We start from the raw sequence: 13,705 nt of genomic DNA on the forward strand, positions 1-13,705 counted from the left end.
GATATGCGCTGTTGTTTAATTTAGGTATTAGTTATCCTTATTATAATTATACAGTGCAAACACGATCCGTGTCAACCCTTATCTAAACGATTCCGAGGAGTGAATGCTATGAATGCCGAGTACAGAAAAGAGCAACGTCGTGTCGATCATGTGCTGGAGGAGATTAACGGTGAAATTGAAAAATTGAAAGAAGAAACCTCCAGGCGCAAACAGGAAGTGATTCACACGCGTAAACATTTCTGGGATGAAGTCAAGGTGAATACGGACAGCTTCGATGACTACCTGGAGACGATCATCGGTCTTCGCCAGGAGGCTCTGGCCCTGTCCTCCAGTCAGAGCAGCCACAGGCACGCTTCCAAGCGTCTGGCCACTCTTGAAAGAATGAAGAGGATTCCATACTTCGGCCGGATCGATTTCACAGAAGACGGAAATGAATCAAAGGAAAAAGTCTATATCGGCGTCTCGTCCCTCACGGATGAATCCGGTGAACATTTTCTGATCTATGATTGGAGGGCACCGATTTCAAGCGTCTATTATGATGATCAGCCAGGCCCTGCTGCTTATGAAACTCCCGGTGGGGTCATCAAGGGAGAATTGAACGGGAAGTGGCAGTATCTCATCCGTGAGGGAGTACTTGAATCCCTTTTCGACACCAGTCTCACCATCGGGGATGAGATCCTCCAGCAGGTCTTGGGAAGAGGAAAGGATCAAAAGATGCATAGCATCGTGGCGACCATCCAGCAGGATCAAAATCGGATCATCCGCCATGATCAAGGAAAGCTCCTCATCGTCCATGGAGCAGCGGGGAGCGGGAAGACGTCGGCGGCCCTTCAGCGGATTGCTTATCTTCTCTATAAATACAGGGACCGCATCGATGCTGACCAGATCGTCCTCTTCTCCCCGAACTCCCTGTTCAGCCGGTATGTTTCCAATGTACTGCCGGAGCTAGGGGAGGAAAACATGCAGCAGGTCACTTTCCAGGAGTACCTGGATCACCGGCTCGGTGATTCTTTTGCTGTGGAGGATGCGTATAATCAGCTTGAGTTCGTCCTTGGCGGTCAAGGTGAACCCTTTTATGCCGAGCGGCTTTCCGCCATCCGTTCTAAAGCTTCTGTAGCCTTTATCCAGTCGGTCCTCGCTTATCGACGTACATTGGATACAGACGGTATGACGTTCAAGGATATCATCTTCAGGGGTGAACCGGTGGTGACGGCAGGGGAAATCCGCGACCGGTTTTATCAAACAGCCCTGGATCTCAAGTTTTCGAATCGACTGGAAGCCTTGCAGGAATGGATCTTGAAGAAGCTGAAGGAGGTAATGCGCCGGGAAAGAAGGAAGCCATGGGTGCAGGATGCCATGGAAATGCTGAGTGAACACGCCTATCACAATGCGCGGACACATCTGGCGCTGAAGAAGGGATATGAACGTGAAGCGGTGGGGGACTACGAAGTAGAGCCTGATCAGCTGGCTCGTTTGATCGTTCAACAAAAAATGAAGCCGGTGCGCAACGTTGTCAGGGAATTCGGATTCATTGATTTTGTGGCCATTTACAAAGGCCTTTTTGACGCCCTCGATCAGACCCATTGGAAAGGCATCGGCGCATTGACGGCAAAAGCCATCGATGACGGGTACCTGTACCATGAAGACGCGACCCCATTCCTCTTCCTGAAAGAATTGATCCTGGGCTTCCAGATCAATAGCTCGGTCAGGCATCTTGTCATTGATGAGGCCCAGGATTATTCACCGTTCCAGTTCGAGTTCTTGAAGCGCATGTTCCCGGCTGCCAGGATGACGGTCCTTGGCGACTTCAATCAGGCCATCTTCTCCCACGCCAGCGGGCAAGCGGATTTCCGAACGCTGACAGGGTTGTATGGTGAAGGGGAGACAGATACCATAAGCCTCAAGAGGAGCTATCGGTCGACGAAGCCCATCATAGAATTCACCCGCACGCTCATTCCTGATGGTGAAGATATCATCCCATTTGATCGAAGCGGAGAAACACCATCACTTGACCGGGTGTCAGACCTGGCAGGACTGCATCTCGCCGTCCGCTCGAAAATTGAACATTACCGGGAGGCGGGCCATGAGAGCATCGCCATCATCTGCAAAACGGCGAAGGAGAGCGCGGAAGCATTCAGTGCCCTTTCCCAGTTTGGTGATGTCACCCTCCTCACGAAAGGGACGCTGGAACATGATAAGGGTGTCGTGATCGTACCAGCGTACCTTTCCAAAGGCATCGAGTTCGACGCTGTCATCATCTATGATGCATCAGAGGACTGTTACGGGACAGAGGATGTGCGCAGGCTCTTTTACACGGCCTGTACACGGGCCATGCATGAACTTCAGGTCTACACAATGGGAGAACCGAGCCCCTTTATGAAAAAGGCCATGATAGAGGGTCTGATCATGACCGGGGATAGTGTAGGATAATGGTAAAATCCGATTCCTTTTAGGGGGATCGGATTTTTTGTTGTTCCTTGTTTCCTTCCAATCGAACAAACGCAGCAGTCAATCTGCTGCGTACATGTCTTCAGCCAGTTTCATGCCCCGCGCCTTTTCCGAGCTGTTGACGGATCGGGTAGAGGGCCTTATCCACATTCTGCTTATTCTTCTCTGTGATCTCTGCCTTCCTGGGAATGGGGGTGTAGATTCCCGGCGGATCCATCCAGTCCTTAGGCAGCGTGATACCGGATTTCGTCTTCCACCGATCGTACCAGGTGGAAGGAAGGGAGCCACCAACGGTCCTGCCCGTCATTTCCAGCCAGATGAACGACCATGCCCTGGGCACCACCCGCCATATGTCGTAACCGCCGCCGCCTACGGCAATCCATTTCCCGTCACAGTACGTGTGGGCCAGTTCGTGTGCGATCCTGGGGATTTCACGGTACGTCTTCATGGTGGTGGAAAGATGGGTGAGGGGATCATAGTAATGGGCATCCGCACCGTTCTGGGTCAGTATCACATCCGGTTTGAAGAACTCGGCTACCTCCCGGATCGACGTTTCATAGGCATCCAGGAATGACTCATCCTCGGTGAATGCATCAAGGGGGATGTTGAAGGAGTATCCATAGCCCTTCCCGTGTCCCCGCTCATTCACATTTCCCGTACCCGGGAACAGATAGCGTCCCGTTTCATGCAGGGAGAGGGTGCAGACATCGGGATCATCATAAAAGGACCACTGAACCCCGTCTCCGTGGTGGGCATCCGTATCCACATAGAGGACCCTAGCTTTGTGCTTTTCTTGAAGGTATCGTATGGCGACGGAGCTGTCATTGTAAATGCAGAAGCCCGATGCCTTTCCTTTGAACCCGTGGTGAAGGCCTCCGCCAAGGTGGAGGGCGTGCTTGGCCTTGCCGCTCATCACCTGATCGACCGCTTCCAGGGCACCGCCCACCAGGAAGGAGCTGGCCTCGTGCATGCCCGGGAAGATCGGCGTATCCTCGGTGCCGATTCCGTAGCTTTCTGCCTGCTCTGGGGGAAGCTCCCCTTTTCCGGCTTTCTTGATGGCCTGGATATAAGCCGCATCATGGTTCAATTGGAGCTCTTCCTCCGTGGCTGCCCGTGGCTTGACGATTTCATCCTCTTCGATCGCGCCGGATTCCCTGAGTAGATCCAAGGTGAGGGTCAAGCGCATCTGATTGAACGGATGGTTATCGGAGAAGCGGTAGCCGAGGAGGTCATCGGAGTAAATGAAGACGGAATCCTTCATGATGGCATACCCGGCATGTTCGGCCATAACACGCTATATCCTTCCGATTTGATCTCCTCGATGACGCGGGTGGGATTCATCGTCTGGACGCGGAAGACAAGGACCTTCTGCTGTTCATCCTGTTTATCGGGATACACAAGGACACTCAGGATGTTCGCATTATGCTTCCGGATGATCCCGGCCACTTCATAAAGGATGCCTGCCCGGTGAGGTACCTTCACTTCGATCTGTGATCCCGGCTGATTGGCACCGGTCAATTGAGTGAGGGTATACAGCAGATCGGTTTCCGTGATGATCCCCACCAGCTTATCGGCCTTCAGGATCGGCAGGCAGCTGATGCGATGCTCATAAAAGAGCGCGGCCACTTCTTCGACGAAATCCAGGGGATGTCCGGTGATGACCTGCTGCTGCATGATTTGCCTGACAGGGTTCTTCAATGTGAAATCAGCGGATTGTTCATTGAGGATCGACGGTGCTGCGTCTTTGACGTCCCTGTCGCTGATGATCCCCAGTACTTTCATCTCATCATCCACAATCGGGATATGCTTGATTTTCTTTTCCCTCATGAGTCTGATGGCGGTTTCGATTGAGTCATCCGGTCTGAGCGTTTCTACGTTTGATTTCATGATTTCTTCAATGATCATGCTCGCTTCCCCCTTTGGCTAGTACATAAAACGATTCATGAATCGGAGCTGATCGAACTGTTGGATGGAGTCGGGGTCCACGCGCTCCCCGATACGCGCCATGAGGCAGTTCGCAGGATGGGAGCTGATCTCCGGGTCATCCGTTGCGAAGTATTCCAATCCTCCGGCGTTCATCATCTTCTCCATCACTTTCCGGTATTCCCACACATTAAGACCCGTCCCCTTCAGATCCCAATGCCAATAATATTCAGTTGTGATGATGATGAAATCCTCCATATGGTCATCCATCATGGATACGTTCAGGAGGGTCTTGCCGACGGATGCCCCCCGGAACTTCGGGATCACTTCAATGGCACCGAGCTCGATGAGATTTTTCATTTTCCCCTGTGACCAGCGCTCGAGGGGATCCGGGTAGAGATATGTAACATAGCCCACCACCTGATTCTCATCCCGTGCGATGATGATCCTTCCTTCCGGGAGCTGGGCGATTTCGATCAAGGCTTTATGCTGCTGCGGAGCAGGCCTGAATGCGGTCAGGTCTTCATGGAAATCGAGTTTGGCTAGCTCTTCGGACGAGATGGGTCCCTCGACGACGATCCTGCCTTTGGTTGTCTTAAGTTCTGTTGCATTATAGGTCATTTTAAATTCCATGTGGCCACCACCTATTGATTTTCCTCAGTATCAGTATACATGAAAGAGATAGCGCTTTCATGACTTTTCTATCATTCTATCTTCAATCGTTATTCTGGAATATTTTAAGAAGCTCGCCAGATCAACGTTTGCCATCATCCTTCCTTCATTCTTCTCTAGTCTAATTTTTTAAAAAATTGAGAATATATTATATTTATACTATAATGGAAATGTCATTTCATTCACAAGGGGGATATGTCGATGAAAGTGGAAGCGCTACCAGTAACGAAGGGGGATTATAATCTCGCAGATTATGATCAAGCATATGAATCATTTGATTGGAAAGAGGTAGAGAAGGAATTTTCATGGTCAGAAACCGGTCGGGTCAATTTGGCTCATGAAGCCATCGACCGTCATGCGGAGACCCACCGTAAAAATAAGGTGGCCCTGTACTACCGGGACCCTGAGCGGAATGAAAAATATACGTTTGCCGATATGAAAAAGCTGTCCAACCAGGCAGCGAATGTACTGAAGAACTTCGGGGATGTAGAAAAGGGGGACCGGGTGTTCATCTTCATGCCACGGTCACCAGAACTATACTTCAGCATCCTTGGCGCCATCAAGCTTGGTGCCATTGTCGGTCCATTATTCGAAGCCTTCATGGAAGGAGCGGTCAGGGATCGTCTCGAGGACAGCGGAGCCAAGGTGCTCGTCACCACCCCGGAACTCCTCGAGCGGGTACCGGTGGATGAGCTTCCTGAACTGAAGCACGTATTCCTCATCGGGGATGGGGTCAAGGAAGATGATGTGCACATCGACTTCATGGCGAAGTTCAAGGAAGCCTCCAAGAAGCTCTCTGTCGAGTGGGTGGACAGGGAAGACGGATTGATCCTTCACTATACGTCGGGCTCCACGGGGAAACCGAAAGGCGTGCTTCATGTCCATAATGCCATGCTCCAGCACTATCAGACAACGAAATGGGTCCTCGACCTTCAGGAAGAAGATGTGTACTGGTGCACGGCAGATCCAGGCTGGGTGACAGGGACATCGTACGGAATCTTCGGTCCATGGCTCGCCGGTGCCTCGAATGTCATCGTCGGTGGCCGCTTCAAACCCGAGCACTGGTATAAAACGATAGAAGATTACGGTGTCACCGTATGGTACAGCGCACCGACTGCATTCCGCATGCTCATGGGGGCGGGGGATGAGATCGTGAAGCAATTCGATCTCGGCTCCCTCCGGCACATCCTGAGCGTAGGGGAACCCCTGAATCCGGAAGTGGTCCGGTGGGGGATGAAGGTATTCAACCTTCGTATCCATGATACGTGGTGGATGACGGAAACGGGCGGTCAACTCATCTGCAACTACCCGAGCATCGAAGTCAAGCCGGGTTCCATGGGCAAGCCGTTCCCTGGTGTGAAAGCTGCGATCGTCGATGATCAGGGGAACGAACTGCCTCCGAACCGGATGGGGAATCTTGCCATCAAAAAAGGCTGGCCGTCCATGATGCGTCAGATCTGGAATAACCCGCAGAAATATGATTCCTACTTCATGCCGGGTGACTGGTACGTATCGGGAGACTCCGCCTACATGGATGAAGAAGGATACTTCTGGTTCCAGGGCCGTGTTGATGATGTGATCATGACGTCGGGTGAGCGCGTCGGTCCGTTCGAAGTGGAGAGCAAACTCGTAGAGCATCCGGCAGTGGCGGAAGCCGGGGTGATCGGCAAGCCCGATCCGGTCCGCGGGGAAATCATCAAGGCGTTCATCGCCCTCCGCGACGGGTATGAGATCAGTGATGAGCTGAAGGAAGAAATCCGCACCTTCGTCAAAAAGGGACTCGCAGCCCACGCAGCACCCCGTGAAATCGAGTTCCGCGATAAGCTACCGAAGACCAGGAGCGGTAAGATCATGAGGCGTGTCCTGAAAGCATGGGAGCTCGATCTCCCGACTGGCGACCTCAGTACGATGGAAGATTGAACCGAAGAAAGGCCCCCTCATCCTGGATGAGGGGGCCTTTCCTTATTCGTCTGCCGGCTTATCGGGTTCGGCAGGGGGATCTGGTTTTTCTTCAGCCGGCGGATCAGTGGAGTCATCTGATTGACCATCATCCGTCTCTGACTCTTCCGGCTTTTTTGGTTCATCCGGTTTGTCCGGCTTTTTCTCTTCCGGTTTTGCATTCGTCGGTTTTGCCTTCGGCTTTGAACTGCCAATCTGGACCGTGTTGGATGGCTTGGATTCTTTTCCGGCCACATCGACGGCCACGACGTAGTAAGAACCATTTCCGACGCTTGCTGATTGAGAGCCGCCGGACTTGACGCTTGCCACCTTCTTGCCTGAAGAACTGTAAACCCTGTAACCGACCACATCACTGCTTCCTGATGATGTCCAGGAAACGGAGCTGCCTCCTGCGGATGCTTTCACTCCTCCAGGGGCCTGACCATCATCCGACAGTTTATTCTCGGCGACGAGGACGTTCTTAAAGCGGGCGTCTCCGTCCGGGATGAGCTTGCTGGCATCTCCCGGTACCTTGCCGAAGATCCTCTTGACGAAGTCCGGATTCAGGATGACTCCCTGTTCGGCGAACTCGTCAGGTGTTTCCGGTAAGGCCATATACTTCTTGCCACCTGCGACGACGTACTTGCTCATCACGAGGCTGTCATCGGTCTTCGTCGGCACATATTTGGCATTGAACAGGTCGGTCTTCACCAGGCCGGCTTTGCTGCATGCCTCGGAAGGAAGCATGCCTGAGATCGAGCAGAACGAGCGTTTCACGATGCCATCCGGTTCCTTGAATGATTCATCGGGGTCGATCAGTTCTGGATCGATATCCCTTGTGTCATTAAGGAGATGTGCCCATAGTCGGATCGTACGCTGGCCATAATGGCCATAAAGGGCATCGGAATCAGGTGTCTTCAGTGGAGAAGGCTGATCATATCCGAACCAGGTCCCGAATGTGATGCTCGGATTGGAGGCCACGAACCATGAATCATGGTAGAACTGACTCGTTCCGGATTTCCCTGCCCAGTCGGAAGAGAAATTCAGGAACTGTTTGGCATAGCGTCCTGTCCCAAGACTATGATTCAATGTATCTCGCATCATATCGATTGTGAGATACGCCGTTTGTGGACTGAAGACGTCCACCGGTTCTGACTTGTGCTCAAATACCGTGTTGCCGTCAGAATCCTCGATTTTCTCGATCATATACGCATCCACGAATTTCCCACCGTTGGCGAAAGTCGTGTAGGCATTGACATTTTCTTCAACCGTCACACCCTGTGAAGCGGCTCCCAGTGTGAGGGCGTAGTTATTATCCTGTTTGGTAAGGGAGTCGAAGCCCATCTTCATCAGGAACTCATTGAAGGGGTCGCGGTCATAGATATTGATGTAATTCCGTGCCGCCGGGATATTCAATGATTCTGCAAGGTCGTAACGAGCAGGATATAGACCGCGTTCGTTGAAAGAGTAGTTTTTAGGCGACCATGACGAACTGCTTCCATCGGAAATAGAGAACTCTACATCGGGGATTGGTGTGCCCGGTGAGATTGTCCCGTACTCGAGTGCCGGAGCATAAGACAGAAGTGGTTTCATCGTCGAACCGTTGGACCGATTGGAATGGGTGGCGTGGTTGGTCTGCTCCAGTTTGAAGTCCCTTCCGCCCACGAAACTGATGATCCGTCCGCTCTTATTCTCGATCATGATGGCACCGACCTGGACGGGTTCTTCGACTTTTTCTTCTTTTCCTGTTTCTTCGTTGGTGACGGTTTTCGTTTTGGTGACGCCGTACATATTGTATTCGTCTTTCGTTTTTTGCATCTGATCGTAAATCTTTTTGTCGATCGTCGAGTGGATCTTGTATCCACCGGAGCGGATCTTGCGGTCAGCCTGGATTTCGTATTCCTTCGTCAGCTTATCGTTATTTTCCAGGTCTTCTTTTGAATAGCCGTCCTTTTCGGCAAGGACCTCTGTCAAGACCTCGATGGAGCGCTCTTCCAGTTCGGCCATGAGCCAAGGATACTTTTCCTGTGGCGATTTTTTCTTCTTGATGAAATCCTTCTTCAAGTCGTAGGCGACCGCTTCATCATATTGTTTCTTCGTAATATATCCTTCGCGATGCATACGGAACAGCACGGTGTTTTTCCGTTTCAAACCAGCTTCCAGGTCTTCCTTCAGCTCACCCTGATTCGTATAAGGCGTGTAGGTGAAGGGCGCTTGTGGGAGCCCTGCGATGAAGGCGGCTTGCGGAAGGGAAAGATCTTTTGCTTTCACACCGAAGATCCCCTCGGCGGCAGTCTCGACGCCGGCAATATTCTGACCGGATGAGTTCCGGCCAAGGGTGGCCATATTGAGGTAGGCCTCCAGGATCTCTTCTTTATCGAAGAATCGCTCCAGCCTCATGGCGAGGAGGATTTCTTTTGCCTTCCGTTCGAAGGACACTTCATTGGTGAGGATCTGGTTTTTGATGAGCTGCTGGGTGAGTGTACTTCCGCCTGATTGAGTGGAGGAATTGGTGAATTCCTGCATCACGGCCCGCACGATGGCTTTCGGTACCACTCCGTCATGCTCTTCGAAGTACTCATCCTCCGTTGCGATGACGGCATGCTGCAGGTCAACCGATACATCCTTCAGCTTCACTTCTTCACGCTCGAGGTCGGTGCGGAGCTTTCCTAGATACACATCATCGGCAAAGTAGAGCTGGGACGTTTCTTCATAGTTATAGATATCATCTTTCATTTCGTCATAAGGGCGCAGAGGCTCGTCTTTGACCAGGGAGGCAAAGTAGCCTGCCCCGACTCCCCCGGCGAAGGCAAAGCCGAGGACGGCCGTGACCATGATGATCAGCAGCAGGTTCCATAGCACTCCATATGTAATCCGAGTCCGTTTTTGCACTGTCGGACTTCGGAAAGGCTTCAGTACAGGATCTATTTTATCGAGAAATAATTTCCATTTTTCGTTCATTTATTCATCCCCTCCAGAACATTCCCATTATAGCATAATAGGGTGAATCCGGTCGGAAAAAGTGGAAAAAAGTCTGACGGCTGGAGGGGCAGTCGTTGACTATTCTCGCGGAATATGATAAAAACCATATAGAGTGATTTAAATGTGATACGCAATGATGGGAATAAGTAGCTTGTGTACCCCGTAACGTCCAGAGAGCCGATGGGTGGTGAAAATCGGCACGGCACGCAGACGAATTACCTCCCGGAGCTTTTGCTGTGAACCCAAGTAGCAGCAAACGGTAAGAGCCGTTATTTCAAAAGAGTGAAGGACAGCTTTGTCCTTAATTTGGGTGGTACCGCGCGAACAGCGTCCCTGCATATTTGTGCAGGGGCTTTTTTTATGCGCTAAACGATAAGGAGGAATGAAAAAATGGAATTATTGAAGGATTTGGACTGGAGGGGCATCACGTACCAACAGACGGATGCAGAAGGACTGGAGAAACAATTGGAGAAGGAAAGCATCTCGATCTACTGCGGGATCGATCCGACGGCAGACAGCATGCATATCGGTCATCTTCTGCCGTTTCTGACCCTGCGCCGCTTCCAGAATGCGGGTCATCGCCCCCTCGTGCTTGTTGGTGGAGCTACGGGTCTCATCGGGGATCCGAGCGGGAAAAGCGAAGAACGCAAGCTGCAGACCGTTGAAGCGATCCAGGAAAATGTTGCATGCATCAAGGTTCAGCTTGAAAGCATCTTCGACTTCCAGGGTGAAAACGGAGCCGTGATGGTGAATAACTATGATTGGATCGGATCCATGGATGTGGTGACCTTCCTTCGGGACTTCGGGAAGAATGTCGGCGTCAACTACATGCTTGCCAAAGACACGATCTCATCCCGTCTTGAGTCCGGGATTTCATTCACGGAATTCACCTACACGATTCTTCAGGCGATGGACTTCAATCACCTGTATGATCACTACAACTGCAAGCTTCAAATCGGAGGAAGCGACCAGTGGGGGAATATCACGACCGGTCTTGAAATGATCCGCAAAACGCATGATGAGGAAACGAAGGCGTTCGGATTCACCATCCCCCTTGTAACGAAAGCGGACGGAACGAAATTCGGAAAAACCGAAAGCGGTGCGATCTGGCTCGATCCGAAAAAGACATCACCATACGAGTTCTACCAGTTCTGGATCAACACGGCGGATGCCGATGTGGTGAAATATCTGAAGTACTTCACCTTCCTCTCTCATGAGGAGATCGATTCACTTGCTCAATCCGTTGAAACAGAGCCTCATCTGCGTAAAGCTCAAAAAGCCCTCGGTGAAGAAATGACCAGGATGATCCACGGTGAAGAGGCCCTGGACCAGGCGATCCGGATCTCAGCGGCATTGTTCAGCGGAGACATCAAATCCCTATCTGCGGCTGAAATCCTTGAAGGCTTCAAGGACGTCCCGACGGTCGAAGCCTCAGCTTCTGAGGAGCTCGGTCTTGTCGACCTCCTCGTCGATGCGAAGATCTCCCCATCGAAACGCCAGGCGCGCGAAGATGTCGGCAATGGTGCGATCTACATCAACGGTGAACGCACGACGGATCTTCAGCATGTCATGGGGGCAGAGGATAAAATCGAAAACAAATTCACCATCATCCGGAGAGGGAAGAAGAAATACTTCCGTATCCAATATGTGTGAATGAACGAAAAGTTAATATGAAGAAGGACTTCCCGGGATGGGAAGTCCTTTTTGCGTCATCGGACGTTACGACAGCCATGCCGCGATCGTATCACTATATTCAACGATTGCCAGTGCGGCGGCCAATGAGACGGACGAGCCGATCATCCAGATTGCCGTGCGTTTTTTCTGGCGTGCGTTGAGTTTTTTGTCGTTCATGACAGAGCCCAACACCGTTGAAAGCAAAATCAACGCTACACAAATCCATAGAGTCATTGCATCACCTCCAATAGGGACGAGTCATAACCATCAAGAGGAAATGGTGGTTTAAACTGGAATCATCTCATATTATTTTAGCACACAAGCCAATCGAGGGAAGGGGAAAAGGAGTGAACGCATCGATTGTTCTGCTGTGAATCCGAAGCATGGGACCGTATCGCCACACTTCGATGATATGTTTCCTCCAGTTGAAAAATTTCTTAGAAGGTACCCTTTCTTGCAGGCAGAACCTATATATAAGATAGGAGATCAGGTGGATGGGGCATGGGCGTATTCAAAAATGAAGTCATGACGATCGATGGCGTTGCACGGAAAAGATGGCGGAGCAGGTTTTGTTTTCTTCCTTACAGATCTCAACGCTGTATCTTATTGAAACACCTTGTGAAATGGATGTGAAAGACTTATGAAATGGATGTGAAAGAGAAGTGGAATGAAGATGGAAACATAAAGAAGAACTTAAAGATCTTAAAGATTGTGAAGAAGGAGAAGAAGATTGATGATATGTGCGCGAGGCTCAGGGCTGCAGGGGACGGCGGAAGTGGAGGCGCTGAAGAACCGGAAGTTGATCATAAGCTGTTAGCCATGGTGGAAGAGATGAGGGGATCCGGTAGTGGGGATGCATAGGATAACGGAAGCGTGCTGAAAGAGGTGATTATTTGCATAGCATTACACTGGGGGACGATGGGGAGTCTCGGCCGATGACGTTTTCCAAACAGAAAAAATCCCCTGAAACGTTGAGAACAACATTCCAAGGGATCCTTTTGCTCATTAACGAGAGTAGAACTCAACGATAAGAGCTTCATTGATTTCAGCTGGTAGTTCAGAACGCTCAGGAACGCGTGTGAATGTACCTTCAAGCTTGTCAGCATCGAAAGTAAGGAATTCAGGAACAAAGCTGTTCACTTCCATCGCTTCTTTGATGATGTCAAGGTTGCGTGATTTTTCACGAACTGAGATGACTTGTCCTGGTAGTACGCGGAAAGATGGGATATCTACGCGTGAACCATTCACTGTTACGTGACCGTGGTTGACAAGCTGACGAGCTTGACGACGAGTACGGGCAAGACCAAGACGGTATACAACGTTATCAAGACGGCACTCAAGTAGCGCCATGAAGTTTTCACCGTGCTTACCTTGTAGTTTGCCAGCTTGATCGAACAAGTTGCGGAATTGACGCTCAGTTACTCCGTACATGTGACGAAGTTTTTGTTTCTCTTGAAGTTGAAGACCATACTCAGAGATTTTTTTACGTTGGTTAGGACCATGTTGTCCTGGAGCGTAAGGACGCTTTTCTAGTTCTTTACCCGTTCCGCTTAGAGAGATTCCAAGACGACGGGATAGTTTCCAGCTTGGGCCAGTATATCGAGCCATGAATGACTCCTCCTTTATTGTTTTTATTTTGTTGTAAAATAAAAACACCTGTGAACAGCCAATATGTGCATTTTGTTTTCATGTACCTTCGCCCTAGCAGCAGCGGGTTACGAGATACACCTCGTGGTAAGAGGAACAAAATACGGTCATAAGGGACTTCACTGAAGCTGCATTATTTTACACAAAGAATATTATATGATGCGGAGTGTCAGAAGTCAAGGAGGGATTTGGACCTATCCAAAAACCCATCATACCTGAAGATCAATCTAGTCCATAAGTCACTTACTATGCTATAATGACGTTTATAGAAAAGTACGAACGTCGTCCACAAAGGGGGAGATGGTAAAGCATCTCCCGATCGGGCCCCTTCGTTTCGGAGGGGTCAATGGGTATTGTTTTCTGATTTTTTAGTTATCTGATGTCGGGAAGTGAGTAAGGCGGCGGATTGTCGGTCCATAAG

At 50.6% G+C, this 13,705-nt stretch carries 10 protein-coding genes and 1 other annotated feature; of the genes, 4 read left to right on the forward strand and 6 right to left on the reverse strand.

Translation table 11 applies throughout. The features are described from left to right. Positions 1 to 108: 108 nt before the first annotated feature. Positions 109 to 2,430: an RNA polymerase recycling motor HelD gene (gene helD, locus AF331_RS00570; protein ID WP_053426315.1), complete on the forward strand. Its 2,322-nt coding sequence runs from the start codon at positions 109 to 111 to the stop codon at positions 2,428 to 2,430. A 100-nt stretch (positions 2,431 to 2,530) separates the two neighbouring features. Here the strand turns inward: helD and AF331_RS00575 are convergent, their stop codons facing one another. The 3 genes from AF331_RS00575 to AF331_RS00585 are packed head-to-tail and all read right to left on the reverse strand — an operon-like array spanning position 2,531 to position 5,004. Continuing rightward, on the reverse strand, positions 2,531 to 3,712 hold the full coding sequence (locus AF331_RS00575) for an acetoin utilization protein AcuC (protein ID WP_152915562.1): 1,182 nt from the start codon (positions 3,710 to 3,712) through the stop codon (positions 2,531 to 2,533). Continuing rightward, a complete protein-coding gene (locus AF331_RS00580; protein ID WP_053426316.1) occupies positions 3,706 to 4,353 on the reverse strand; it encodes an acetoin utilization AcuB family protein in 648 nt (215 codons plus the stop codon). Before AF331_RS00580 ends, AF331_RS00575 begins: the two co-directional genes overlap by 7 nt. 18 nt (positions 4,354 to 4,371) lie before the next feature. Next, positions 4,372 to 5,004, reverse strand: coding sequence for a GNAT family N-acetyltransferase (locus AF331_RS00585; protein ID WP_053426317.1), 633 nt, complete (start codon positions 5,002 to 5,004; stop codon positions 4,372 to 4,374). 240 nt (positions 5,005 to 5,244) lie between these two features. Here AF331_RS00585 and acsA point away from each other — a divergent pair, with 240 nt between their 5' ends. Beyond that, positions 5,245 to 6,963 (forward strand): acetate--CoA ligase, encoded by a 1,719-nt coding sequence (acsA, locus tag AF331_RS00590; RefSeq protein ID WP_053426318.1) that lies wholly within the window; start codon positions 5,245 to 5,247, stop codon positions 6,961 to 6,963. Positions 6,964 to 7,005: 42 nt separating this feature from the next. Here acsA and AF331_RS00595 read toward each other — a convergent pair whose 3' ends face one another. Further along, a complete protein-coding gene (locus AF331_RS00595) occupies positions 7,006 to 9,942 on the reverse strand; it encodes a transglycosylase domain-containing protein (protein ID WP_053426319.1) in 2,937 nt (978 codons plus the stop codon). Between the two features lie 145 nt (positions 9,943 to 10,087). Beyond that, positions 10,088 to 10,301: a binding site (T-box leader), on the forward strand. Between the two features lie 52 nt (positions 10,302 to 10,353). Between AF331_RS00595 and tyrS the strand changes: the two genes are divergently transcribed. Further along, positions 10,354 to 11,616: a tyrosine--tRNA ligase gene (gene tyrS, locus AF331_RS00600; RefSeq protein WP_053426320.1), complete on the forward strand. Its 1,263-nt coding sequence runs from the start codon at positions 10,354 to 10,356 to the stop codon at positions 11,614 to 11,616. Between the two features lie 66 nt (positions 11,617 to 11,682). Here the strand turns inward: tyrS and AF331_RS00605 are convergent, their stop codons facing one another. Then, a complete protein-coding gene (locus tag AF331_RS00605) occupies positions 11,683 to 11,871 on the reverse strand; it encodes a hypothetical protein (RefSeq protein WP_053426321.1) in 189 nt (62 codons plus the stop codon). A 411-nt stretch (positions 11,872 to 12,282) separates the two neighbouring features. Here AF331_RS00605 and AF331_RS00610 point away from each other — a divergent pair, with 411 nt between their 5' ends. Further along, complete coding sequence (locus tag AF331_RS00610) at positions 12,283 to 12,498, forward strand: hypothetical protein (RefSeq protein ID WP_053426322.1); 216 nt, start codon at positions 12,283 to 12,285, stop codon at positions 12,496 to 12,498. A 144-nt stretch (positions 12,499 to 12,642) separates the two neighbouring features. Here the strand turns inward: AF331_RS00610 and rpsD are convergent, their stop codons facing one another. Further along, positions 12,643 to 13,245 (reverse strand): 30S ribosomal protein S4, encoded by a 603-nt coding sequence (gene rpsD / locus AF331_RS00615; RefSeq protein WP_048007445.1) that lies wholly within the window; start codon positions 13,243 to 13,245, stop codon positions 12,643 to 12,645. Positions 13,246 to 13,705: the final 460 nt, after the last annotated feature.

This window comes from Rossellomorea marisflavi (assembly GCF_001274775.1).
Lineage (GTDB): Bacteria > Bacillota > Bacilli > Bacillales > Bacillaceae_B > Rossellomorea > Rossellomorea marisflavi.